Here is a 23,922-nt window from a genome sequence, read left to right as displayed (position 1 = left end):
CGAGAGCTGGGGTGAGCGCCCGGATAACGTCAGTACTGCAGGCCGAAGCCGTAGGGGAACAGGGGCTTCTGGCCGTCTCCGTCGTTGATGGGTTGCTGATCGGCCGAGTTCATCCAGGTCATCGGCAGGGTGCCGGTGGGGTTGTAGTCGCCGAAGAGGACGTCGGCGACTCCTGCGCCTTCGGTGCCCGGGAGCCAGGAGGCGAGCAGGGCGTCCCAGTTCGGCAGGTTCTGGCTGATGTCCAGCGGACGTCCCGAGACCGTCACCGCGATGACCGGAACGCCGCTGTCCTCCAGCTTCTTCAGCGTCTCCAGGTCCTCCTGGTCCAGGTCCATGCCCGACGGGCGATCGCCCTTGCCCTCGGCGTAGGGGGTTTCGCCGACCACCGCGATGGCGGCGCTGTAGCTGTTGTCGATGCCCGTGCCGTAGCGGTCGTAGGTGACCTGCGAGCCCTTGGCCGCGTCCTTGATGCCCTGCAGGATCGTCGTGCCCGGGGTGATCGGGCCGCTCTCGCCCTGCCAGCTGATCGTCCAGCCGCCGGACTGGTTGCCGATGTCATCGGCGTTCTTGCCCGCCACGAACAGCTTCCCGCCGTCCTTGGGCAGCGGCAGCAGCCCGCCGTCGTTCTTCAGCAGCACCTGCGACTTGCGGACCGCGTCGCGGGCGAGCGCGCGGTGCTCCGGGCTGCCGACCGTGCCGGTGAACCGCCTGTCGGTGTAGGGGTTCTCGAACAGGCCGAGCTCGAACTTCTTGGTGAGGATGCGCCGGTTGGCGTCGTCGATGCGCGACATCGGCACGTGCCCGTTCTCCACCTCGCCGCGCAGCAGCTCGGTGAACTTCTTCCAGTCGTTGGGCACCATGATCATGTCCAGGCCGGAGTTGATCGCGGTGGCGACCTCCTCGGCGGTGAAGCCCAGTTGTCCGTCGATCTGGTCGATCGCGTCGTAGTCGGAGATCACGAAGCCCTTGAAGCCCAGCTCGCCCTTGAGCACGTCGTTGACCAGGTACGAGTGGGCGTGCAGCTTCAGACCGTTCCAGCTGCTGTAGGAGATCATCACCGAACCCACGTCCCGGTTGACGGCCTCCTGGAACGGGGGCAGGTGCACGCGGCGCAGCTCCTGCTCGTCGATCTCGGTGTTGCCCTGGTCGTCACCGCCGGTCGTGCCGCCGTCGCCGATGTAGTGCTTGGCCGTGGCCAGCACCGATCCGGGCGCGTTGAGCGCTTCGCCCTGCAGGCCGTTGACGGCGGTGGCGTGCGCGGTGGGCCGCTCCGGGGTTTCGCCGAAGGACTCGTAGGTGCGTCCCCAGCGGTCGTTGCGGGCCACGCACAGGCACGGGGCGAAGTCCCAGTCGATGCCGGTGCCCGAGATCTCCTCGGCGGTCGCGCGCCCGATGTCCTCGGTCAGCTTCGGGTCGTTGGCCGCGCCCAGCCCGATGTTGTGCGGGAAGATCGTCGCGCCGTGCACGTTGTTGTGCCCGTGCACCGCGTCCACGCCGTAGATCAGCGGGATGCCCAGCGGGGTGGCGGTCGCCGCGCGCTGGTAGTCGTCGTACATGTCCGCCCAGGACTCGGCGGTGTTGGGGTCGGGGGCCGAGCCGCCGCCGCTGAGCACCGAGCCGAGCGCCGACGAGGCCGCGGTCTGCGGGTCCGCCGCGACGCGCTCGGCCTGCGTCATCTGACCGATCTTGTCCTGCAACGACATGCGCGACAGCAGGTCCTCGACGCGGTCGGGGACCGGCGCGGACGCGTCGCGGTAGGTCGGGCCGGCGGCGGCCACCGTCGGGGTGATCACCGCCGTGCACGCGAGGGCGGCGCCGATCGCCGCCACGCGCATCCGTCTGCTGAAGGCCATGAACGCATCTCCTCCGCGTTGAGAAAACACAGTGCTGAAAGGCATTCGCTCGACTGCGGGTCGAATTCCGAAAGATTTCGGAATTCCCGCGCTGGTCGACCACCTCCGAACCGATACAGTCCTGGGACGTCGCAGTGTGGTCGGGTTTGTCGCGATTGCCGAACCTAGCACCGGGAACGCGAATCACGGGAATGTTGGCGAAATTTCGACACGGTGACCCGAAAGGCCGCGCCACGTTCGCCGGAATGCCGGAGCAAATGGGAATTCCCATGTGCGCTCACGAGGAATTCGGCGAACAATGCCGTCGTTCACACGTCCCTCGGTTGAGAGGAACTCGCGATGAAGCGAACCCGACCCTGGCGCAGGCGCGCCGCGCTGCTCGCCGGCACCCTGCTGCTGGGAACGGCGGCGGGCACCGCGCCCGGCGGTGCCGCGCCGGTCGTGCAGGTGTGGGAGACCACCGGCGACAAGAGCAAGCTCCTCGAACGCCAGGAGGACGAGGAGTTCGGGTCCGGCGGCAGCGCGCAGACCATCATCGACGTGGACCCGGCCACGACCTACCAGACCATCGACGGGTTCGGCGCCGCGTTCACCGACTCCTCGGCCTCCCTGGTCGCCAACAGCCTCGACCAGGGCGCGCGCGACGAGCTGATGAACAACCTCTTCGGCGCCGACGGCATCGGGTTGAGCATGGTGCGGCAGCCGTTGGGCGCCAGCGACTTCGCCACCGCCGAGTCCGGCGACTACACCTTCGACGACACCTGCTGCGACCTCTCCGACTTCACCACCGGGCACGACGAGGGCTACATCCTGCCGGTCCTGCGGCAGGCCAAGCAGATCAACCCGGACCTGAAGGTGATGGGCACGCCGTGGAGCGCTCCGGCGTGGATGAAGACCAACGACAACGTCGACGGCGGTGAGCTCAAGACCGAGAACCACGGCGTGTTCGCCGACTACCTCGTCAAGACGGCCCAGGCCTACTCCGACGCCGGTGTGCCGCTGGACTTCCTGAGCATCCAGAACGAGCCCTACCACCCCGAATCCGGTGACGGCTCCTCCGGCTACCCGTCGATGCACATGTCCCCGGAGCAGCAGGCCGCGGCGATCGGCGACGAGATCGGCCCGAAGTTCGCCGAATCCGGGTTGAAGACCCAGCTGCTCGCGTGGGACCACAACTGGTCGCACCCCGAGTACCCGGGCATCGTCGTCGACGACCCCGAAGCGGGCCAGTACGTCCCGGGCGCGGCCTTCCACTGCTACGAAGGTGATGTGTCCGGGCAGAGCGAGTTCCAGCAGGCGCACCCGGACAAGGGCATCTGGCTGACCGAGTGCTCCGGTGGTGACTGGTCGCCGGACTTCGCCCAGAACCTCAAGTGGCAGACCCAGAACCTCGTCATCGGCGGAACCCGGAACTGGGCCAAGGGCGTCGCGCTGTGGAACGTCGCGCTGGACCAGAACCACGGCCCGACCAACGGCGGTTGCTCCGACTGCCGGGGCGTGGTCACCGTCAACACCGACGACGGGCAGGTCACCTACAACGAGGAGTACTACGTCCTCGGCCACGTCGCGAAGTTCGTGAAACCCGGTGCGCAGCGAGTCGAATCGACCAGCAACCCCAACGGCATCGAGTCCGTCGCCTTCCGCAACGCCGACGGCACCCTCGCCCTGCTGGCGCTGAACGCCTCGGACTCCGAGCAGACCTTCCAGGTCCGCAGCGGCGGTCAGAGCTTCGAGCACACCCTCCCGGCCGGGGCCGTCACGACCTTCACCTGGCAGGGGGCCTGACGCTGGGCGGGGGAAGGGCCGCCGGGAACTTCCCCCACCGCAGCGTCACTCGCCGACGGCCACGACCATGCCGCGGAGCTCGTAGCCGCCGATCGCCTCGTTGAACGACACCCTCGGCGGGGTCTGCAAGCGCACACCGGGCAGGGCGAACAGCCTCGTCAGGAAGACGTCGGTCTCCTGGATGGCGATGGTGTTGCCCGGGCAGCGGTGCGGGCCGTCGCTGAACGACAGCCCCGGCGCGGTCGCGTCGGTGAGCTCGCGGTGCGGGCACACCTGCAGCGGCTTCTCGCCGAACGCGGCCTCATCGGCGTTGGTGCTGGTCACGTCGATGTCGATGACCTCGCCGGCCGGCACGGTGTGGGTCTGGCCGTCCTCACCGGGCAGCTCCACCGGGGCGGTGGTGCGGCGCATCAGGTGCGCGACGACCGGCTCCAGCCGCAGGAACTCGTGCAGGATCGCCAGCCGCTCGGACTCCTCGGCGTTGACGTAGCGCTCGCGCAGGGCCTCATCGGTGAACAGGTGCCAGGCCGCCAGGTTGACGAACTCGCGGGTCGTGACCATGCCCGCCGCCGCGACCGTGATGCACTCGCCGAGGATCTCCGCCGACGAGCAACCGTCGGCGAGCAGGTGCGAGATGAGGTCGTCTTGCGGTTGCTTGCGCCGTGCGCGCACCGCGGGCAGCACGTCGGCGAAGTAGATGCCGCCCCAGTTCACCGCCTGCCGCCACACCCAGTACAGGCCGTGCAGGCTGGTGAAACCCGGCTCGCCGAACTCCTCCGGGAAGAACCGCTCCAGGCGTCCCGCCAGTCCCGGACGGCTCTCGGTCAGCCCGATCACCGCGCACGCCACGCCGATCGCCAGCTCGAAGCTCAGCTCCGAGAGCACCGCGGAGCCGTTGGCGGTGAGCTTGGCCAGCTGCTCGTCGCTGACCCGCTCCATGATCCCCCGGTAGGACTCGTCGACCTTGCGGGGAGTGAAGTACTTCGCCGTCTGGCGGCGGTGCTCGCGGTGCTCCGGGCCGTCCCGGTAGAGGACCGGGCGGCGGATCTTGGCGGGCATCTTCTCCACGGTCTCCACGCCGAGACCGGCCTGGACCGTGTCGGTGCTGCGCAGGGCCGCGCGGGCGGCGGCGTGACCGCGAACTCGCCACACGCCGTCGGCATCCCGGCTCACCGGGCATCCACCGGTGCTCTCCCCGCGATCGATCTTGCGTGCGTCCGTGCCGTCGTCGGTCGTCGACATCTGTGGGACCGGTCCTTTCCCGAAGCCGGTGGCGGAACATGATCTTTCCTCGCCTTTGGTAGCAGGCGCGCGATGGTCGGCGCAGCCGGGTCTGGCGCTTCGTAGCGGAAACTTCACCGAGCGCAGCGGCCGTTCAGGGGAGCGGGCAGTGGGCCGTGCTGTGCGCTCTGCGTAACCCAATAGGATGGCCGCAACTTCGGACTAGGAGCAGCAGTCGTGCAGTCGCAGTTCGGCCCGTACCGGGTGGAGGGCGTCATCGCCCGCGGGGGAATGGGCGAGATCCTGCGCGCTTACGACACCCGCCACGACCGCATCGTCGCGCTCAAGCTGCTCGCCCCGCACCTGGCGGCCGACCAGGAGTTCCGCGAGCGCTTCAAGCGCGAGGCGCACGCCGCCGGGCGGCTCAACGAGCCCCACGTCATCCCGATCCACGGCTACGGCGAGATCGACGGCCGCCTCTACCTGGACATGCGCCTGGTCGAGGGCGAAGACCTCGGCGCGCGGCTCACCGCTCACGGCCCGATGCACCCGCAGGACGTCGTGCACGTGATCGAGCAGGTCGCGCAGGCGCTCGACGCCGCGCACGCCGCGCGCGTGGTGCACCGCGACGTCAAGCCCTCCAACGTGCTGCTCGGCGCGGGCGGCTTCGCCTACCTCGTGGACTTCGGCATCGCGGCCTCCATCCAGGACGCCACGAGCCGCACCTCCGGCAGCGTCACCATGGGCACGCTGGCCTACATGGCGCCGGAGCGCTTCGGCGACGCCCCGTCCGACCACCGCGTGGACGTGTACTCGCTGGCCTGCGTGCTCTTCCAGTGCCTCACCGGCGCCAAGCCCTACGGCGTGACCAGCACCGAAGCGCTGATCTACGCCCACCTCAACCGCGAGCCCCCGAAGCCCTCGGACGCGATGCCCGGCGTGTCGCCGGAGTTCGACCGGGTGGTGGCCACCGGCATGGCCAAGAACGCCGCCGACCGCTACTCCAGCGCGGGTGAGCTCGCTGCAGCGGCCCGGCGGGCGCTGCGCAGCACCTCGCCGCTCGGGGCCGCCGCGTCCGGGGTCGAGCCCGAGCGGCGCAAGTCGCGGTGGCCGATCGCGCTCGCCGGCATCGGCGCGGTCGCCGCGGTGGCCGGTGTCGCCGCTGCGGTCATGACGCTGCAGCCCGAGCCCACCGACGGCCAGGCGATGCCGATCCCGGTCCCCACGTCACCCGCGGTGACGAGCGCCCCGGCGAGCCAGCCCGTCACCAGCGCCACGGCCACCCCGACGAGCGCCCCGACCTCGGCGACGTCCGCGCCGCGCAGCACCACCGCGACGCCGACGACCTCGCGGCGGCCGTACGCGGCGAAGACCTGCAAGACCATCACCTACGAAGGCAAGGATCGCGGCAACGGGTGCTTCAACGCCGACCGCGACCACATCGGGATCAAGGACACCTACAAGGACGGGTACTGGGTCAAGATCCGCTCGCAGACCGACTACCACCACACGGCCGAGTGCCGGGACACCAGCAGCGAGGGCGAGTACGTCGAGTGCAAGCTCCAGCTCAGGCCCGAGGGCGCGGTGCGGGTGACGGTCGAGCTGTGGGACGCCAACAAGATGCTCGCCCACACGTCCTGGTCGGACTTCGCGCCGATCAGCAAGTGAGTCAGTCGACGATGCCGGACTGGTAGGCGAACACCACCAGCTGGGCGCGGTCGCGCGCACCGAGCTTGACCATCGCTCGGCTGACGTGCGTGCGCGCCGTGGCGGGGCTGACCACCAGACGTCCGGCGATCTCCTCGTTGCTCAGCCCCTCCGCCACCAGGGCCAGGACCTCGCGCTCTCGGTCGGTGAGCGTGTGCAGCTGCGGGTGCGGATCGCGGGAACGCGGTGCCAGCTGGACGAACTCGCGCACCAGCTTCCGCGTCGCCGACGGCGCGAGCAGCGCCTCGCCACCCGCGACCAGGCGGATGGCGCGGAGCAGGTCCACCGGGGTGGTGTCCTTGAGCAGGAATCCGCTGGCACCGGCGCGCAGCGCGCTGAAGACGTACTCGTCGATCTCGAAGGTGGTCAGCACGATCACCTTGGTACCGGCCAGATCCGCATCCGCGGTGATGCGCCGGGTCGCCTCCAGACCGTCCACACCGGACATCCGGATGTCCATGAGCACCACGTCGGGGTGGTGCTCGCGCACCTTGCGGACGGCGTCGAGCCCGTCGGCGGCTTCGCCCGCGCAGTCGAGGTCGTCCTCGGATTCGATGAGCGTCCGCAACCCGATGCGCACCAGGTCCTGGTCGTCGACGATGAGCACGGTGATCACTGCTGCGCTCCGATCGGCAGCCGGGCGCGCACCCGGAATCGGCCGCCGGAGGCTCCGGCGCTGAACTCGCCCCCGAGCGCCTCCACGCGGCGTCGCATCCCCGGGATGCCGAGGCCGTCGCCGCCGGTGGTCGCGGGGGAGGGGTTGGTGACCTCGATGGTGACCTCCTCCGGCGAGTAGTCGACGGTGATCTCCGCGCGCTGCTCCCGGCTGTGGCGCAGCACGTTGGTCAGGGACTCCTGCAGTATCCGGTATCCGGTGAGGTCGACGGACTTCGGCAGCTCCGGCATCTCGCCGCGCACGCGCAGCGAGACGTCCACCCCGGCATCCCGGGTGCGGTTGACGAGGTCGTGCGCGCGGCTCAGGCCGGGTTCGGGGCCCTGGCCGGTTCCGGCGCGGACCACGGCCAGCGTCGCGCGGAGCTCGTCGAGGGCGTCGCTGCTGGTGCGGCTGATCGCGTTGAGGGCGATCTCGGCCTGGTCGGGTTTCTTCGGCAGCACGTGCAGCGCCACGTCGGCCTGCATCTTGATCGCGGCCAGCCCGTGGCCGACCACGTCGTGCACCTCCTGGGCGATGCGCAACCGCTCGTCGTCGACCCGTCGCCGCAGCGCCTCGGACCGCTGCCGGGCCGCGGCCTCCGACTGCGTGCGCGCCACCAGGCCCGCGGCGAAGGGCACCAGCACCCACGCCGCAGCCGGGATGATGCCGGCCCAGCCGGGGCCGGTGAGGAAGGTGTGCGCCCACAGCAGCAGAAGAGCGACACCGGCGGCGATGCCCGCCGTGCGCGGTGGTCGGTGGCGCGCGATCGAGTACACCGCGACCAGCAGAGCCAGCAGGATCGGCCCGTACCGGAACCCGGCGACTAGGTACCCGAACACCGCGACGGCCACGACCCCGAGCACCACCAACGGCATCCGGCGCCGCCACGCCAAGGTCAGCCCCGCGACCACGACGAACGCGATGGCGAGCCCGTCCAGGCCGCGCATCCCGTGCCCGGCCCACCGGTGGGCGGCGAGGGTCCCGACGACCCCGACCGCGGTCACCAGCAGCGCCAGGACCACGTCGCCGATGCGAGGGCGCAACACACTCATGCCGACCAGTCTCGCCGACCGGCCCGCGCTCGGGCGTCCTCCCAGTGCCGACACACCGGCTACGTCCCCGAGCGTACTCACGCGTCAACAGCGTCGATAACTTCAGTGTCGAATGAAATTGATCCGGTGGCACGAGCGGAACTGCCAGGAGCGAGGCGAGGGCAGCCGAACCGCGGAGTTCGCCGGCATGCGGGCGTGTTGGGAGCGTGCTGCGCAATCAACGACCGGGCGGCCATGCGGGCCGAGGAGCAGCGGGTCCTCGACGAGCTGGGGATCCGGGTCAAGTCGATTACCCAGCCGGTGGAGACACCCGCCAGCGCCAGCGCCAGGGCGTGGCGGAGGCGGGCAAGGTCCTCGAACTCATCGACCGGATCCGCGCGCGAGGTCTGCCGGTCTTGCTGATCAGCCACAACATGCCGCACGTGTTCGACATCGCCGATCGGATCCACGTGCACCGGCTCGGCAGGCGCGTGGGCGTCGTCTCGCCGCGCACGCACGACATGAGCCAGGTCGTCGGGCTGATCACCGGAGCGTTGGAGGCAGGGCAGGACGGAGCGTTGCGCGAGGTCTCAGGTGCTCGCCGCCGCGACGGCCGAGTCCGTCAACTATCCACAATGGAGTGGTACTCGGTCAGGCGGGCGACGTAGTCGTCGATCTGCTCGTCCAGCTCGGCCAGCCGGGCGCGCAACCGCTCGGCCTGCTGCGTCGAGGCACCGGGCAACTGCGCGGCGAGGTGCCCGTACTCGGCCAGCACCGTGGGGAGGTTGCTGGTGTCCTGCTGCCTGGGAATTCGCTCCATATCACGATGGTGCGGCCGAACGTCCGATTCGTCGATTCGATCTACGGCGTGCCACACGACCCTGGTCGGGTGATCTCGAGCGGATATGCTCACCAGCAACAACCGACCGGGTGAATTGGGGAGGCGCGATGAGCGACGCGGACGTGGTGGCCCAGGCCCGAGAGCTGCTCGAGGCCACGCCGGTGCTCGACGGTCACAACGACCTGCCCTGGGCGCTGCGGGAGCAGGTCCGCTACGACCTCGACCAGCGCGACATCGCCACCGACCAGACCGGGCGGCTGCACACCGACCTCGCGCGCCTGGACGCCGGGGGAGTCGGCGGGCAGTTCTGGTCGGTCTACGTGCCCACCGAGCTGCAGGGCGACGCCGCGGTCAGCGCCACGCTGGAGCAGATCGACTGCGTCAAGGCCCTCGCCGCCCGCTACCCGGACCGGCTGCGCCTGGTCCGCACCGCCGACGAGATCGAGGCCGCCCGCGCCGACGGCAAGATCGCCTCGCTGATGGGCGCCGAAGGCGGGCACTCGATCAACTGCTCGCTGGCCACCCTGCGCGCCTTCTACGACCTGGGCGTGCGGTACCTGACGCTGACGCACAACGACAACACCCCCTGGGCCGACGCCGCCACCGACGAGCCCGCCCACGACGGGCTCACCGCCTTCGGCGTCGAGGTCGTGCGCGAGATGAACCGGATGGGCATGCTCGTCGACCTCTCGCACGTCGCCGCCGAGACCATGCGCGACGCGCTGCGCGCCAGCCGTGCCCCGGTGGTGTTCTCGCACTCGTCCTCGCGCGCCGTGTGCTCGCACCCCCGCAACATCCCCGACGACGTGCTCGCCCAGCTGCCCGGCAACGGCGGCGTGGCGATGGCGACGTTCGTGACCAAGTTCGTCCTGCAGGAGTCGGTGGAGTGGACCGCCGCCGCGCAGCGCGAGCTGGTCGCCCACGGCCTCAGCGACCTCTCGGGCACCCCGGAGGCCAAGGAGGTCCTGCGCAAGTTCGAGGAGGCCAACCCGCAGCCGGTGGCCACCTCGGCGACCGTCGCCGACCACCTCGACCACATGCGCGAGGTCGCCGGCATCGACCACATCGGCGTCGGTGGCGACTACGACGGCACGATCTTCCTGCCGCAGGACCTCGACGACGTCTCCGGCTACCCGAACCTCATCGCCGAGCTGCTCCGCCGCGGCTGGTCGCACGCCGACCTGGGCAAGCTGACCTGGCACAACGCCGTCCGCGTGCTGCGCGACGCCGAGCGAGTGGCCGCGGAGCTGCAGCGCACCGAGTCGCCGTCGATCGCCACCATCGACCAGCTCGACGGCTGATCTCCTCGTGACGCGCGCCCGGCGGTGATCTCCGCCGGGCGCGTTGTGCTTCGCCCTCCTCTCCCCGGATCCGCTTCGGCCTCCGCTGCGCCGACCCGGTGACCCGGAGCCGTTGCTCGCCCCCGCGCGCAGTCGCAGTCGGTAGTCGACTAGTCCAAAGTGGTCAGGGTTGGCCACTCGATCCGGCCACCTGCTGGCGGGTCTGCGCGGGACGCGCGCATCCGGTGTCCAATATGGAACCGGGGAGAAGGTGCGTGGTCGAACACCGGCGCGAATCACCGTGATTCATGTGGTTCTTCGTTCGCCCTGCGGTGCGGCAGGGGCGCTCATACGATGCCGGTTGCGCCTCCTGGCCGGTGGATAGGAGGAGGACCGATGGTCTTGTCGTTGCCGGACGAGACGCTGTCCGGAGAGGATCCCGAACACCCGCAGTGGTCGGCGCGTCCGGGGGAGCTGCCGCGCAGCGCCGCCGTGCTGGCGAGAATGCGTTCGGAGAACTTCCCGGTGGCTTCCCGCGTCCTGCCCGGCGGTGTCCGCAGGCACCTGCACGCCCTCTACGGCTACTTCCGGCTCGTCGACTACGCCGGCGACGAGGCGCCCGGCAACCGCGACGCGCTGCTGGACTTCCTCGAACACGACCTCGAACGCGCCTACCAAGGCACCGCGCGCATCCCCATCATGCAGGCGCTGACGCCCACGGTCACCGAGTGCGGCATCCCGATGTCCACGCTGGTCAAGCTGATCGAGGCCAACCGGTGGGACCAGCACGTCAAGCGCTACGACGACTTCGCCGGGCTGCTGGACTACTGCGCGCTGTCGGCCAACCCGGTGGGAGAGTCGGTGCTGCACGTCTTCGGCCGCCCGGAGGAAGGCCTGATCGCGCTGTCCGACAGGATCTGCACCGCGCTGCAGATCCTGGAGAACCTGCAGGACATCGCCGAAGATCGCCGGGCCGGCCGCGTCTACCTGCCCACCGAGGACCTCGAGCGCTACGGCTGCGACGAGCAGGACCTCACCGCGCCGCGCGCCTTGACCGCGTTGCGCGGGCTGGTGCGCTTCGAGGTCGACCGGGCACGCCGGATGCTGCGCGACGGCAGCGTCCTGGTCGGCGCCCTGTCGGGAACCGCCCGGGTGGCCGTCGCCGGCTACGTCGCGGGCGGGCTGGCCACCGTCGCCGCGTTCCGCGCGGCCGGACACGACCCGCTGGCCGCGCAGGTCAGCCCGAGCAAGGCGCGCACCTTCGCCGAATGGGCGCGGCTGCATTCGATGGGAGGGACCCGGTGAGCTCACCGACCCGGTTCCGGGACGCCTACCAGGAGTGCGAGCGGATCACCCGCGAGCAGGCCCGCAACTTCTCCTACGGCATCCGGCTGCTGCCAGGTCCGAAGCGCGGCGCGCTCTCGGCGGTGTACGCCTTCGCCCGCCGGGTGGACGACGTCGGCGACGGCGATCTGCCGCGCGAGGACAAGCTGCGCGAGCTCAAGAACTGCCGCGAGGCGGTGCACCAGGCATCGACAGATTCGACCGATCCGGTGCTGGTGGCGCTGGCCGATGCCGCGAACCGCATGCCGTTGCCGCTGGAGGCGTTCGACGAGCTCATCGACGGTTGCGAGGCCGACGTGCGCGGCACCAGCTACACGACCTTCGACGAGCTGCTGCACTACTGCCGCTGCGTCGCCGGTTCGATCGGCCGGTTGTCGCTGGGCGTGTTCGGCACCGACGATCCGCGCGTCGCCACCGCGCGGGCCGATGCGCTCGGCGTGGCGCTGCAGCTGACCAACATCCTGCGCGACGTCCGCGAGGACCAGATCAACGGGCGGGTGTACCTGCCCGCCTCCGACCTCGCGCACTTCGGCGTGCACCTGGAGCCCGGCGGCGGGTTCGTCGAGGACAGCGCGCGGTGGAACAGGCTGATGCGGTTCCAGGCCGCGCGCGCCGACCGCTGGTACACCGAGGGCTTCCGGCTGCTGCCGATGCTGGACCGGCGCTCGCGCGCCTGCTGCGCCTCGATGGCCGGCATCTACCACCAGCTGCTGGTGCGCATCGCCACCAACCCCAACGCGGCGATGCACCAGCGGACCTCGCTGTCGGGCTGGCGCAAAGCCGGAGTCGCGGCCCGCTCGCTGGCCGGGATGACACCGTGAACCGCGGGACCGTGGTGGTCATCGGCGGTGGGCTCGCCGGCATGGCCGCTGCCCTGGACTGCCGGGAGCGCGGGTACTCCGTGCGGCTGCTGGAGGCGAGGCCCCGGCTCGGCGGGGCGACCTACTCGTTCGCGCGCGGAGACCTGCTCGTCGACACCGGCCAGCACGTGCTGCTGCGCTGCTACACCGCCTACCTCGACCTGCTGCGCAGGATCGGCGCGGCCGACGGGGTCCGGATGCAGCAGCGGTTCCGCGTCCCGGTGCTCAGCCCGGGTGCGGCACCGACATCGCTGACCCGCTGGAACCTGCGCGCGCCCGCGCACCTGGCCCCGGCGCTGCTGAACTACCGGCGGCTGAACTGGGCGCAGCGGGTCCGGGCGGCGCGCACCGCGCTCGCGCTGCGCGGCATCGACCCTTCGGACCCGGCGATCGACGAGCAGAGCCTCGGCCAGTGGTTGCGCGATCAGGGCGAGACGCCGCGCGCGGTCGACGCGCTGTGGGGTCTGCTGGCGGTGGCCGCGCTCAACGCCGCACCCGACGACGCCTCGATGGCGCTGGCCGCCAAGGTGTTCCGCACCGGGCTGCTCGAAACCGCCGACGCCTGCGACATCGGAGTCCCGCAGCAACCGCTCTCCGAGCTGCACGGCGAGGCCGGGCGGCAGACCCTGCTCGCGGCGGGCGTCGACGTGCGGCTGCGGCGCAAGGCGCGCGCGATCCGCCGCGGGCCGAAGGGCTTCCAAGTCCCGGTCGAGGAGCAGGCGGGCGCGAGCGTGCTCGACGCCGACTCCGTCGTGGTGGCCACCCCGCACTCGGCGGCGGCAGCGCTCGTCGACGAGCTGCCGGTGCGCGGATCCGCCGAGTGGTCCCGGCTGTCGTCCTCGCCGATCGTCAACGTGCACGTCCACTTCGACCGCGCGGTCACCGACCACGAGATGGCGGCCGTGCTCGACTCGCCCGTGCAGTGGGTCTTCGACCGCACCCGCATCTCCGGTGCCCGGCGAGGCCAGTACCTGGCGCTGTCGCAGTCGGCGGCGCAGCAGGAGATCGGGATGCGGACCGAGGAATTGCGCGAGATCTTCCTCCCGGCGCTGCGCGAGCTGTTCCCCGCGGTCGGGAAGGCGAAGCTGCTGGACTTCTTCGTCACCCGCGAACCCCACGCCACCTTCCGGCAGGCCCCCGGCAGCGCGGCGCTGCGTCCCTCGGCGATCACCGAGGTGCCCGGCCTGGTGCTCGCCGGTGCGTGGACGGCCACCGGCTGGCCGGACACCACCGAAGGCGCGGTGCGCAGCGGCATCCGCGCCGCCGAAGCGGTCGACGCCGAGCTGCGATCGCGGACGAGCGTGGAGGTGACGGCATGACGACACTCCTGCCCCCGGCCCTGCGCACAGCGCGGGAGCTGGTGGAACCGACGCTGCGCTCGGCGGTGGCGCGGCTGGACGCCGACACCCGCCGGGTCGGCGAGTACCACTTCGGCTGGATCGGCGTCGACGGCGCCCCCACCGACGCGGGCGGCAAGGCGCTGCGGCCCGCGATGGTCCTCGCCGCGACCGAAACCGCCTGCGGCACAGCAGAACGCGGTGTCCCGGCGGCGGCAGCGGTGGAGCTGGTGCACAACTTCTCGCTGCTGCACGACGACGTGATGGACGGCGACACCTCCCGCAGGCACCGGCCCACCGCCTGGACGGTCTTCGGGTCCTCCGCGGCGATCCTGGCCGGTGACGCGCTGCTGGCCGTGGCACCGGAGGTCCTGCTGGAATCCGATGCCCCCAACGCGGCGGTCGCGGTGCGCTCGTTGCTGACGACCACCCGGGTGCTCATCGCCGGGCAGACCGCTGATCTCGGCTTCGAACGCCGCCAGGACGTCGACCTCACCGAATGCCTGGGCATGGCGCACGACAAGACCGCCGCGCTGCTGGCCTGCGCCTGCTCCATCGGGCCGCTGAGCGCCGGAGCCCCGCGCGAGAGCGTCCGCGCGCTGCACGCCTACGGCACCGAGCTGGGGATGGCGTTCCAGCTGGTCGACGACCTGCTGGGCCTGTGGGGAGACCCGGAGGTCACCGGCAAACCGGTGTTGTCGGACCTGCGCACCCGCAAGAAATCGGTCCCGGTGGTGCACGCCCTGACCTCCGGAACGGCAGCGGGGGAGCGGTTGTGGGAGCTCTACGAGCAGCCCGAACAGCTCACCGAGGCGCAGCTGTGCGAAGCCGCCGAGATGGTGCGCCGCGCCGGATCCGAGGACTGGACGCGGCGGGAGTGCCGCCGCCGGCTCGACCTCGCGGAGGCGCAGCTGGAAGTCGGATCGCTGGGCGACACCGCCGCACTGGGAGAGCTCGCCGAATTCATCGTACGGAGGAAGCTTTGACCGAACAGCTGCAACAGCCCACGCGATCGGCCACCAGCGCCGCCGAGATTCCCAGCCAGGGAGCGGCGCGAGCCGACGCCCGGACGGCGGCGTTGGCCGCCCGCGACCACCTGCTGTCGCTGCAGAGCCCGGAGGGCTGGTGGAAGGGCGAGCTGGAGACCAACGTGACCATGGACGTCGAGGACCTGCTGCTGCGGCAGTTCCTCGGCATCCGCACCTCCGCGGAAACCGCGCAGACCGCCCGCTGGATCCGCTCCCAGCAGCGCGAGGACGGCACCTGGGCGAACTTCCACGGCGGCCCCGGCGACCTGTCCACCACGGTCGAGGCGTACGCGGCCCTCAAGCTCGCCGGTGACGACGCCGACGCCCCGCACATGCGGGCCGCCCGGGACTGGATCCTGGCCAGCGGTGGTCTGGAGGGAACCCGGGTGTTCACCCGGATCTGGCTGGCGCTGTTCGGCGAGTGGTCCTGGGACGACCTGCCCGTCATGCCACCGGAAGTGGTGCTGCTGCCCGAGTGGTGCCCGCTCAACGTCTCCGACTGGGCCTGCTGGGCCCGTCAGACCGTGGTGCCGCTGACCGTGGTGTGCACCCTGCGCCCGTGCCGCGACCTGGGCATCGACCTGCGGGAGCTGCGCACCGGACGGCCTGCGGTGCCGCCGAAGCGCGAGTGGTCCTGGGGCTACGGCTTCCACGCCCTCGACCGCGTTCTGCACCGCTACCACCGGCATCCGGTAAAAACGCTGCGCACGCACGCGATGCGGCGCGCGGCCGAGTGGATCGTGGCGCGTCAGGAGGCCGACGGCTCGTGGGGCGGCATCCAGCCGCCGTGGGTGTACTCGATCCTCGCGCTGCACCTGCTCGGCTACCCGATGGACCACCCGGTGATCGCCAAGGGCCTCGGCGGCCTGGAGCGGTTCCTGGTCCGCGAGCAGACGCCCGAGGGCACCGTGCGCAGGTTGGAGGCGTGCCAGTCGCCGGTGTGGGACACGGTTCTGGGCGTGCAGGCGTTGCGCGACGCCGGTGTTCCCGCCGACCACCCGTCGCTGCGGCGAGCGGTGGACTACCTGCTGGCCGAGGAGATCCGGGTCAAGGGCGACTGGTCGGTCAAGCGCCCGGAGCTGCCAGCCGGGGGCGGCTGGGCGTTCGAGTTCGACAACGACATCTACCCCGACATCGACGACACCGCCGAGGTGCTGCTCGCGCTCCACCGCGTCGAGCACCCCGACACCGACGCCGTGCGCGGTGCGATCGCGCGCGGCCTCCGCTGGTTGCGCGGGATGCGGTCCAAGGACGGCGGCTGGGCCGCGTTCGACGCCGACAACACCCGGCAGCTGGTGCGCAAGCTGCCGTTCTGCGACTTCGGCGAGGTCATCGACCCGCCGTCGGCCGACGTCACCGCCCACGTGGTGGAGGCGCTGGCCGTCCTCGGCGAGCAGGACGAGGTGCTGCGCGGCGGGGTGAAGTGGCTGCTGTCCAACCAGGAGCGCGACGGGTCGTGGTTCGGGCGGTGGGGCGCCAACCACGTCTACGGCACCGGTGCCGTCGTGCCCGCCCTGGTCGCGGCCGGAGTGGACCGCCAGCACCGCGCGTTGCGGGACGCCGTGCGCTGGCTGGAGAACCACCAGAACGACGACGGTGGCTGGGGCGAGGACCTGCGCTCGTACGACGATCCTCAGTGGATCGGACGGGGCACCTCCACGGCGTCCCAGACGGGCTGGGCGCTGATGGCGCTGCTGGCCGTGGGCAGGCACGACACCGACGCGGTGCGCCGCGGGATCGGCTACCTGGCCCGAAGCCAGCGCGCCGACGGCGGTTGGGACGAACCCCAGTTCACCGGGACCGGGTTCCCCGGGGACTTCTACATCAACTACCACCTGTACCGGGTGATCTTCCCGCTGGCCGCGCTCGGGCGCTACCTGCGGGACGGGGAGTGACATGTCGATGAGGATGCTGATCTGCGCGCCGATGCGACTGGAGGCCAGCGCGCTGCGCTCCGCCCTCGGCGGGGCCGTGACCGGCCAGGAAGCCCTGCGCACCGCCGGGCTCGGAGCCGATTCGGTGACGGTGCGCCGCACCGGGTACGGGCCGCGCCGCAGCGCGAGCAGCGCCGTCCGGCTGCTGGCCGCCGACTTCGACGTGCTGGTGATCGCCGGTTTGGCGGGCGGTCTGTCGCCGGAGGTGCGCAGCGGGGACGTGATCGTCGCCGACGAACTGCGCGGCCACCGCGAGGTGCTGCGCTGCGACACCGCCCACTCGCTGGCCGCCGAGCTCACGCGCAGCGGGTTCCCGGTGCGCTGCGGGCCCGTCGTGACCGCCGACGCGCTGGTCCGAGGTCAGCGCCGCGCCGAGCTCGCCGCAACGGGTGCGCTCGCGGTGGACATGGAATCGGCGGTGCTGGCCCAGGCCGCGGGGCACCGGCCGCTGGCGGTCGTGCGCGTCGTGGTCGACACCGCGCAACAACCCCTGCTGCGGCCCGGGACCGTCCACAGGGCGATGTCCGGGCTGGCGCGGCTGCACGCCGTGGGTTCCTGCCTGCGGCGCTGGGGCCGCCACATCCCACCGGAACTTCGCACGACCTGTGAGGAGGCGTTGTAACCATGGGCATTCCCGTGCGCCAAGCCGTTCGCGTCGGTGCGTACCTGATGAAGCAGAAGCTGGCCCGGCGCGAGAAGTTCGCGCTCACCCTGGAGCTGGAGCCGCTGTTCGCCTGCAACCTGGCCTGCGCGGGCTGCGGGAAGATCCAGCACCCGGCGAGCGTGCTCAAGCAGCGGATGCCGGTCGAGCAGGCGCTGGCCGCGGTCGAGGAGTGCGGTGCCCCGGTGGTGTCCATCGCCGGGGGTGAACCGCTGATGCACCCCGAGATCGACGTGCTGGTCAAGGAACTGGTCAAGCGCAAGAAGTTCGTCTACCTGTGCACCAACGCGCTGCTCATGCCGCGCAAGATCGACGCGTTCGAGCCCTCGCCGTACTTCTCCTTCGCCGTGCACATCGACGGGATGGAGGAGCGCCACGACGCCTCGGTGTGCAAGAAGGGCGTGTTCGCCCAAGCCGTGGACAACGTGAAGGACGCCCAGCGGCGCGGGTTCCGGATGACCACGAACTCGACGTTCTTCACCACCGACACGCCGCAGTCGGTGATCGAGGTGCTCGACTACCTCAACAACGACCTCAAGGTCGACCAGATGATGCTCTCGCCGGCCTACGCCTACGACAAGGCGCCCGACCAGGAGCACTTCCTCGGCGTGACCGAGACCCGCGAGCTGTTCAAGAAGGTCTTCGCCGACGGGCGGCGGAAGAGGTGGCGCTTCAACCACTCGCCGCTGTTCCTGGACTTCCTCGAAGGCAAGATCGACTTCGGCTGCACGGCGTGGGCCATCCCGTCCTACTCGCTCTACGGCTGGCAGCGCCCCTGCTACCTGATGAGCGACGGTTACGCGAGCAGCTACCGGGAGCTGCTGGAGGACACCGACTGGGAGGCCTACGGGCGCGGCAACGACCCGCGCTGCGCGAACTGCATGGCCCACTGCGGCTACGAACCCACCTCGGTCCTGGCCACCCTCGGATCGCTCCGGGAATCCGTCCGAGCCGTGCGCGGCTAGACCCGCTGTTGTGGTCGGAACCGACCGGTCACGACGGACTCGATCGTGGCCCGGTTCGGAGTGAGCGGCGATCAGCCGAACCTGGCGGCGAGGTGGTGGAAGACGCCGGGCAGCGCGCCGTGAATCCGGTCGGCCGCGGTCAGCCAGCCGGGGACGAAGACCTCCGCGCGGCCGCGGACCACCGCGTCCACCAGGGCGTCGGCGACCCGCTGCGGCTCGACCATGCGCGGGAACCGGCGCCGGTAGTCGCGGCCGTGGAAGAACGGGGTGCGCACCGCGCCGGGGAACACCGTCGTCGTGGTGATGCCCCGGTAGCGCAGGCTCGCGGCGAAGGCCCGCAGCCCTGCCTTGGTGGCCGAGTAGACGTCCTCGTCGCGGACGCCCACCACGGCCACCGAGGCCACGAACGCCACCCGCGGCGGCAGGACCGCGCGCGTCAACCGCATCGGCACGGTCAGGTTCAGCTCGACGAGCTCGTCGATGCGCTCCGGCGGCATCTCGGCGAAGGCTCCCGCCCAGCCGAGCCCGGCGCTGTGCACGAGCAGATCGACCCCGCTCGCCGCGTCCGCCACCTGCCGCAGCCCGTCATCGGTGGTCAGGTCCGCGGCGACGGTCTCACCTCCAGTGCGCTCGACCAGCGCGTCCAGGCGCGTCCGGTCGCGCCCGGTCAGCACGACCTGCCAGCCGTCGGCTGCGAGCCGGAGCGCGGTGGCCGCGCCGATCCCCGAGGACGCGCCGGTGACCAGCGCCGAGTTCATCCCCACGACTCGCTGTCCTCCCGGGCGGCCAGCTCGCGGCCGATCTGCTCGCTGCGCCGGGCCAGCACGGCGATGCCACCGATCATGAGCGCGCCCGCGACCACCTCGCCGGCCAGGATGGCGGGGGAGGACTCGATGCGCTCACCCAGCCAGCTCACCCCGATCGCCGCCGCCACCAGCGGATCGACCGTGGTGATCACCGCCAGCGACGGCGACATCAACCGGCCGCGCTGGAAGGTCTGCTGGCTGAGCAGGAAACCCATCGGCCCGATCACGCACACCACGTACAACGTCCAGTGCCCGAAGGGCTCGACGAGGCCGCCGGTGCGGAACTGCCCGGCCACCACCCGCATCAGCCCGGCCGTGACGCCGTAGAACACCCCGGTGGCCACGGCCAGACCGACCACGCCGAACTCACCGGGAAGCCACCGGGCCGCCAGCAGCGACGCGATCACCAGCAGTCCCATCCCCAGCGCCAAGGGGAGAACGGGTGCTCCGGTGAACTCGCTGCCCTGACCGGAGGGCCGCGCCAGGAGCAGGAACGCCGCCAGCCCGCCCGCGCACGACAGCGCGCCGAGCGCGAGAACCAGGTCCATTCGCCTGCCCGCGAGCCACGCCGCGAACGCCGCGCCGAACAGCACCGAGGTCACCAGCAGCGGCTGGACCAGCACCAGCGGACCGAACGCCAGCGCCACCACCTGCAGCGACAACCCGACGATCACGGTCCCGATGCTCAACACCCAGATCGGCTTGCGCACCAGGTCCCACAGCATCCGCGGGCTGAACGTGGCCACTTCCGGGACCTGCTTGGTGACCCGGTGCTGGATCGCGCTGGCCATCCCGAAGCTCGCGGCACCGATCACCGCGGCCGGCACCGCGACGACCAGGACCGTCCCGGAGGTCAACGCCTCTCCCGCAGCTCGTCGAAGGCCTCCCGCAGGTGCGCGGTCAACCGCCCGGCGTCGGGTGCGAGCCCGAGATCGGTGGTGATGCCGAAGCCGAACTCCTCGCCCCATCCGATCGCCCCGACCGCCACGCCCACGCCGTCGGCCAGCGACAGCACCGGCAGCACCTGGCCGACCCGGGTGCCGTTGACGTGGGCGGGCCGCCGCCGGCCCGGCATCACCGAGACCACCGCGTTGAAGAACCGGCGTCCGTAGATGCGCCGCACGATCCACGCGTGCACCGGGGCGGGCAGCAGGCCGAGCCCGGCCAGCACCGCGCCCGCCGCCTCGGGCTGTCCGCTGTGGTCGGGTTCGGCGAGCGCGTCGGCGACCGCGCGGATCCGCCACACCAGCGGCATCGGCCCGACCGGGAGATCGACCGACAGCGAGTGCGTGTGGTTGCCCGGAGCGGCGGTGCCCGCGCCGTCGCTCCCGGTGCGGGCCGTGCGCGGAACCATCACCCGGAACCGGGCCTCGCGCCGCTGCTCGCCCATCGCCCGGTGCAGCGCCTCGGCGACGAGCCCGATGAGCAGGGCGCTGCTGGTCACCCCGTGATCGCGCGCGCGGGCGCGGACCTGCACCGCCGGAAGCGTCACGTGGCCGAAGCTGCGGGCGTGCGAACTCCGCCCGGTCCAGGAGGGGTTGGTCGTACCGGCGGAGGTGGCCAGGCCGAGGAGTCCGCGCAGCACCACCGGGACCCGCCAAGCCCACGACCGGCCGCCGGTGCTCGGGGCCGAAGCGGGGTGGTGCCCGTCGCAGAGCAACCGGATCAGTGCGTTGGTGACCGCCAGTCCATCACCGAGGGCGTGGTGCATCTTCGCCAGCAGGGTCGCCCGCCCGGTGGCCGCGTCGTGCAGCAGGCGCAGCTCCCACGGCGGTCGGTCGGTGCGCACCGGCGTCGAGAAGAACTCGCTCGTGAGCCCCTCGGCGTCCTGCTCGGAGCCGATCTCGCGAAAGCCGAGGTGCAGGGCGGGGTCGACCGGACCGGCATGCCTCCACTGTGGACGACGGCCCGGCCGGGTCACCAGCCTGCGGGTGAGCATCGGCAGCGACGGCGCGTGGTCCTGGATCCGGCGCGCGAGGTGGTCGCACCACACCTGTGCTGAATCCGGCGACGGCTCCAGGCGCAGGATGGCGCCGGTCTGCTGCGACACCTCAGGTGTGGTGGCGTAGACGAAGAACGCGTCCTGAGCGCGCAACCGACGCGGGCCCTGGTGGCGGGGCACGTCGGCCAACACCGCCACCTGATCGGCGAACTCCGCCGACCGGCTGTGCTTGAGCGCCCGCTCCTCGCGCTCGCCGACCTCCTGCGGGTCGGCGACCCAGCGGCGCAGCGTCGCGGTCAGCTGCGACTCCCTCGGGCACAGCTCGGCCAGGCCCGCACCGGCCATCAGCTCGGCGTTGGCCCGGCCGTGACCGGCGATCGGCTCGAACATCAGCACCGCGCGCCCGCACGCGAGCGCCTCCAGCGCCGTGGCACCACCGGCGTTGGTGATCACCACGTCAGAGCAGGCCATCAGGCCGGGCATGTCCTCGACCCAGCCCAGCGGCACCAGCCGCTGCTCGCCCCGGGCGAGCAGGCGCTCCCGCAGCGCCTCGTTGCGCCCGCACACCACGAGCACCCGGGCGAGCCCGTCGACCCGCAGCGCCGCGTCGATGGCGCGCTCCACCGCGCCGAAGCTGAACGCACCGCAAGAGATCAGCGCCGTGAACCCGGCTTCCGGGAATCCGAACTCGGCCCGCGCCTCGGTGCGCTCTCGGGGATGGAAGTCGCGTCTCACCGGGGGCACCGACACCGCGCCGACCGCCTCGGGCTCGGCGCGGTGCATCGCGCGCAGGCTCGCCTCGCTCATCACGTAGTGCAGATCGGCTTCGGGGTACACCCAGAACGGGTGCGGCGCGAAGTCCGACACCACCGCCGAGACGGGGAGGTCGAGCTCGCCGTGCCGCCGCATCCAGTCCAGTCCCGCGGTTCCCAGCGGGTAGGTGGACACGATCAGATCCGGGTCGACCCGGCGGATCTCGCGGCGCAGCAGCGGACCGCACCAGGCGCCGACGAAGCGCCGCGAGGCGTTGGCGAACCATCGGTAGCGCCACAGCGAGTCGTAGAAGAAGTCGTAGAGCCACGGCGTGGATTCGACGTTGGTGACGTAGATCCAGTTGAACGCCCCGGGAACCCAGCGGCCCATGATGCGGAGCGCGTCGAGCCACACCACCTCGCAGCCGGGCCAGACCTCGCGGGCCGCCTCTTCGACGGCACGAGCGGTCGCGTTGTGGCCCTCACCGATGGTGGCGCTGATCAGGAGCACTCGACGGGGCTGGAAGCTCACGCGGCCGGTTCCTTTCGCCAAGCACGTGCCATCGCAGGCTAACGCGTGACGAGAGGACCGGCTTCCCGAGAACGGCCACCGAGGTCATCATCCACAGTGGCCGATGCCGCTAGGCCGCGGTGCGCTCCAGCGGGCCGTGGCTGGCCACCAGGCGAACGGTGCCGTCGGCCAAGCGGTAGGACAGGCCCGCCACGGCGCAGCGGCCGGCGGCGATCTCGTCGGCCAGCAGCGAGGAGCGCTCGACCAGCAGTTCGCTGGTGCGCTGGATGTGGACGTCGACGATGCCGTCGACGTCGTTCTCACCGGCGGCCCTGGCGGCCAGCACGCTCGGCGTGACCCGCTCGACGATGTCGCGGAGGTACCCGGGCGGGTTCGTGCCCTCCACGACGGCCTCCCGCGCCGCGACGACCGCGCCGCAGGAGTCGTGACCGAGCACCACGACCAGGGGAGTGCCCAGCACCCCCACGCCGTACTCGATGCTGCCCAGCACCTCCGAACCGGTCACCTGACCGGCGGTGCGCACGACGAACAGGTCGCCCAGGCCGCGGTCGAAGATGATCTCGGCTGCGAGGCGGGAGTCGGAGCAGCCGAACAGCACCGCGAACGGCGTCTGGCCCGGGGCCAGGGAGGCGCGGTGGTCGGCGTCCTGGTTGGGGTGCAGCCGGGTGCTCTCGACGAAGCGCTGGTTGCCTTCCATGAGTGTCGCGAAAGCCTCGGCAGGCGTGGCTGGCGTGCGGTTCATGGTGTTGACATTAACCCAGCCGGGTGGCCGCGGCAGATCGCGAGTGGGGCAGAGCACGCTGGTGGCGGCGGTGCTTGAGTTCGCAACGACCCTCCGTCCGTCGTATTCTCGGCGCGCGGTGGTGAGGCGGATGAGGGGGCCGCCTCACCGCCGATCTGTCGTTCGGAAGTGGTCCGCACGCGAGGTCCCACACGACATCGGCGTGTCGGAGCGAATTGAAATCGAGCAATTCGCACAGAGTTTCGCCAGGTCAGAATGGCGGCGGCGGCGAGCTTCGAAAATTGTTCGGCCTAAGAGCTTGTGCGCTGTTCGGGGGAACGGTCATCATCGGAACCGATGCCGGTGGTTCAACCACCGCGCTCTGGGGGAAGAAGCTACGCGAACACCTTGGGGGGTGTAGCGATGGATCATCGTCTTTTCTGGCCACGCGTGTAGGGCGACGCCGCGTGGGCCGACCTGCTTCGCCTGCAGGTCGGACGCCGATCACACGCCGGCCCGCGAGGCCGGATCACGTTGACGTTCCCGCGGCCTCGGCCGCCGCGTTGTCGCGAGCGGTTCGGGTTCTCGGAATGTCGTTCCATTCTCTGAAGGACCTGTTGTCACCCGGCCATTCGCGCTCCCATTCCGAAATCCGCGCCTGCATCGA

The 23,922-nt window shown here is 71.2% G+C and carries 19 protein-coding genes and 1 pseudogene; 11 read left to right on the top strand and 9 right to left on the bottom strand.

What is annotated here, in order from left to right:
* Positions 1-29: 29 nt before the first annotated feature.
* Complete coding sequence (locus KBO27_RS10270) at positions 30-1,853, bottom strand: glycoside hydrolase family 3 protein (protein WP_210969713.1); 1,824 nt, start codon at positions 1,851-1,853, stop codon at positions 30-32.
* A 339-nt stretch (positions 1,854-2,192) separates the two neighbouring features.
* On the opposite strand from KBO27_RS10270, the gene KBO27_RS10265 reads away from it, so the two are divergent.
* Entirely contained in the window at positions 2,193-3,638 is a 1,446-nt protein-coding gene (locus KBO27_RS10265; protein ID WP_210969712.1) for a glycoside hydrolase family 30 protein, read from the top strand.
* A gap of 45 nt (positions 3,639-3,683) precedes the next feature.
* Here KBO27_RS10265 and KBO27_RS10260 read toward each other — a convergent pair whose 3' ends face one another.
* Positions 3,684-4,880, bottom strand: a complete 1,197-nt coding sequence (locus KBO27_RS10260; protein ID WP_210969711.1) for a cytochrome P450 — start codon at positions 4,878-4,880, stop codon at positions 3,684-3,686.
* 216 nt (positions 4,881-5,096) lie between these two features.
* Here KBO27_RS10260 and KBO27_RS10255 point away from each other — a divergent pair, with 216 nt between their 5' ends.
* Entirely contained in the window at positions 5,097-6,527 is a 1,431-nt protein-coding gene (locus tag KBO27_RS10255; protein ID WP_210969710.1) for a protein kinase domain-containing protein, read from the top strand.
* 1 nt (position 6,528) lies between these two features.
* On the opposite strand, the gene KBO27_RS10250 is transcribed toward KBO27_RS10255, so the two are convergent.
* Both KBO27_RS10250 and KBO27_RS10245 read right to left on the bottom strand, forming a co-directional pair.
* On the bottom strand, positions 6,529-7,182 hold the full coding sequence (locus tag KBO27_RS10250; RefSeq protein WP_210969709.1) for a response regulator: 654 nt from the start codon (positions 7,180-7,182) through the stop codon (positions 6,529-6,531).
* Positions 7,179-8,273, bottom strand: a complete 1,095-nt coding sequence (locus tag KBO27_RS10245; RefSeq protein ID WP_210969708.1) for a sensor histidine kinase — start codon at positions 8,271-8,273, stop codon at positions 7,179-7,181. Before KBO27_RS10245 ends, KBO27_RS10250 begins: the two co-directional genes overlap by 4 nt.
* A 183-nt stretch (positions 8,274-8,456) precedes the next feature.
* Between KBO27_RS10245 and KBO27_RS10240 the strand changes: the two are divergent.
* Positions 8,457-8,920, top strand: a pseudogene (locus tag KBO27_RS10240) (hypothetical protein); the annotation flags it as partial.
* Here the strand turns inward: KBO27_RS10240 and KBO27_RS10235 are convergent.
* Entirely contained in the window at positions 8,875-9,072 is a 198-nt protein-coding gene (locus KBO27_RS10235) for a hypothetical protein (RefSeq protein WP_132673685.1), read from the bottom strand. The pseudogene KBO27_RS10240 and the gene KBO27_RS10235 overlap by 46 nt on opposite strands.
* A gap of 128 nt (positions 9,073-9,200) precedes the next feature.
* Between KBO27_RS10235 and KBO27_RS10230 the strand changes: the two genes are divergently transcribed.
* From KBO27_RS10230 to hpnH, 8 genes are all read left to right on the top strand, one after another.
* The gene (locus tag KBO27_RS10230; protein ID WP_210969707.1) at positions 9,201-10,394 is read left to right on the top strand and encodes a dipeptidase; all 1,194 of its coding nucleotides are present in this window, start codon (positions 9,201-9,203) and stop codon (positions 10,392-10,394) included.
* Between the two features lie 375 nt (positions 10,395-10,769).
* Positions 10,770-11,678, top strand: coding sequence for a squalene synthase HpnC (gene hpnC, locus KBO27_RS10225; protein ID WP_210969706.1), 909 nt, complete (start codon positions 10,770-10,772; stop codon positions 11,676-11,678).
* The gene (gene hpnD / locus KBO27_RS10220; RefSeq protein WP_307870325.1) at positions 11,675-12,538 is read left to right on the top strand and encodes a presqualene diphosphate synthase HpnD; all 864 of its coding nucleotides are present in this window, start codon (positions 11,675-11,677) and stop codon (positions 12,536-12,538) included. Before hpnC ends, hpnD begins: the two co-directional genes overlap by 4 nt.
* Positions 12,535-13,896 (top strand): hydroxysqualene dehydroxylase HpnE, encoded by a 1,362-nt coding sequence (gene hpnE / locus KBO27_RS10215; RefSeq protein ID WP_307870324.1) that lies wholly within the window; start codon positions 12,535-12,537, stop codon positions 13,894-13,896. Before hpnD ends, hpnE begins: the two co-directional genes overlap by 4 nt.
* Entirely contained in the window at positions 13,893-14,900 is a 1,008-nt protein-coding gene (locus tag KBO27_RS10210; protein WP_210969704.1) for a polyprenyl synthetase family protein, read from the top strand. The genes hpnE and KBO27_RS10210 overlap by 4 nt, the downstream gene beginning before the upstream one ends.
* A 47-nt stretch (positions 14,901-14,947) precedes the next feature.
* Positions 14,948-16,837 carry a squalene--hopene cyclase gene (gene shc, locus KBO27_RS10205; protein ID WP_210969835.1) on the top strand — a complete coding sequence of 630 codons (1,890 nt, stop codon included), beginning with the start codon at positions 14,948-14,950 and terminating at the stop codon, positions 16,835-16,837.
* Position 16,838: 1 nt separating this feature from the next.
* Complete coding sequence (locus tag KBO27_RS10200; protein ID WP_210969703.1) at positions 16,839-17,498, top strand: 5'-methylthioadenosine/S-adenosylhomocysteine nucleosidase family protein; 660 nt, start codon at positions 16,839-16,841, stop codon at positions 17,496-17,498.
* Positions 17,499-17,500: 2 nt separating this feature from the next.
* On the top strand, positions 17,501-18,502 hold the full coding sequence (gene hpnH / locus KBO27_RS10195; RefSeq protein ID WP_210969702.1) for an adenosyl-hopene transferase HpnH: 1,002 nt from the start codon (positions 17,501-17,503) through the stop codon (positions 18,500-18,502).
* A 71-nt stretch (positions 18,503-18,573) separates the two neighbouring features.
* Here the strand turns inward: hpnH and KBO27_RS10190 are convergent, their stop codons facing one another.
* The 4 genes from KBO27_RS10190 to KBO27_RS10175 all read right to left on the bottom strand — a co-directional run bounded on the left by KBO27_RS10190 (position 18,574) and on the right by KBO27_RS10175 (position 23,276).
* A complete protein-coding gene (locus tag KBO27_RS10190) occupies positions 18,574-19,260 on the bottom strand; it encodes an SDR family NAD(P)-dependent oxidoreductase (RefSeq protein ID WP_210969834.1) in 687 nt (228 codons plus the stop codon).
* Positions 19,257-20,165 (bottom strand): DMT family transporter, encoded by a 909-nt coding sequence (locus KBO27_RS10185; RefSeq protein ID WP_246536633.1) that lies wholly within the window; start codon positions 20,163-20,165, stop codon positions 19,257-19,259. Before KBO27_RS10185 ends, KBO27_RS10190 begins: the two co-directional genes overlap by 4 nt.
* A complete protein-coding gene (locus KBO27_RS10180; protein WP_210969700.1) occupies positions 20,162-22,534 on the bottom strand; it encodes a wax ester/triacylglycerol synthase domain-containing protein in 2,373 nt (790 codons plus the stop codon). Before KBO27_RS10180 ends, KBO27_RS10185 begins: the two co-directional genes overlap by 4 nt.
* Before the next feature lie 109 nt (positions 22,535-22,643).
* Entirely contained in the window at positions 22,644-23,276 is a 633-nt protein-coding gene (locus tag KBO27_RS10175) for a carbonic anhydrase (protein WP_210969699.1), read from the bottom strand.
* Positions 23,277-23,922 lie beyond the last annotated feature (646 nt).

The organism is Saccharopolyspora endophytica (assembly GCF_018070075.1).
Lineage (GTDB): Bacteria > Actinomycetota > Actinomycetes > Mycobacteriales > Pseudonocardiaceae > Saccharopolyspora > Saccharopolyspora endophytica.
This window is presented reverse-complemented; position numbering and strand designations above follow the sequence as displayed.

Excerpts from the sequence above, each read along its gene's own strand:
- KBO27_RS10245 (WP_210969708.1), bottom strand. The coding sequence starts at position 8,273 with ATGAGTGTGTTGCGCCCTCGCATCGGCGACGTGGTCCTGGCGCTGCTG.
- KBO27_RS10200 (WP_210969703.1), top strand. The coding sequence starts at position 16,839 with ATGTCGATGAGGATGCTGATCTGCGCGCCGATGCGACTGGAGGCCAGC.
- KBO27_RS10270 (WP_210969713.1), bottom strand. The coding sequence starts at position 1,853 with ATGGCCTTCAGCAGACGGATGCGCGTGGCGGCGATCGGCGCCGCCCTC.
- KBO27_RS10265 (WP_210969712.1), top strand. The coding sequence starts at position 2,193 with ATGAAGCGAACCCGACCCTGGCGCAGGCGCGCCGCGCTGCTCGCCGGC.
- KBO27_RS10230 (WP_210969707.1), top strand. The coding sequence starts at position 9,201 with ATGAGCGACGCGGACGTGGTGGCCCAGGCCCGAGAGCTGCTCGAGGCC.
- KBO27_RS10235 (WP_132673685.1), bottom strand. The coding sequence starts at position 9,072 with ATGGAGCGAATTCCCAGGCAGCAGGACACCAGCAACCTCCCCACGGTG.
- KBO27_RS10260 (WP_210969711.1), bottom strand. The coding sequence starts at position 4,880 with ATGTCGACGACCGACGACGGCACGGACGCACGCAAGATCGATCGCGGG.
- KBO27_RS10210 (WP_210969704.1), top strand. The coding sequence starts at position 13,893 with ATGACGACACTCCTGCCCCCGGCCCTGCGCACAGCGCGGGAGCTGGTG.
- KBO27_RS10190 (WP_210969834.1), bottom strand. The coding sequence starts at position 19,260 with ATGAACTCGGCGCTGGTCACCGGCGCGTCCTCGGGGATCGGCGCGGCC.
- hpnC (WP_210969706.1), top strand. The coding sequence starts at position 10,770 with ATGGTCTTGTCGTTGCCGGACGAGACGCTGTCCGGAGAGGATCCCGAA.
- KBO27_RS10175 (WP_210969699.1), bottom strand. The coding sequence starts at position 23,276 with ATGAACCGCACGCCAGCCACGCCTGCCGAGGCTTTCGCGACACTCATG.
- hpnH (WP_210969702.1), top strand. The coding sequence starts at position 17,501 with ATGGGCATTCCCGTGCGCCAAGCCGTTCGCGTCGGTGCGTACCTGATG.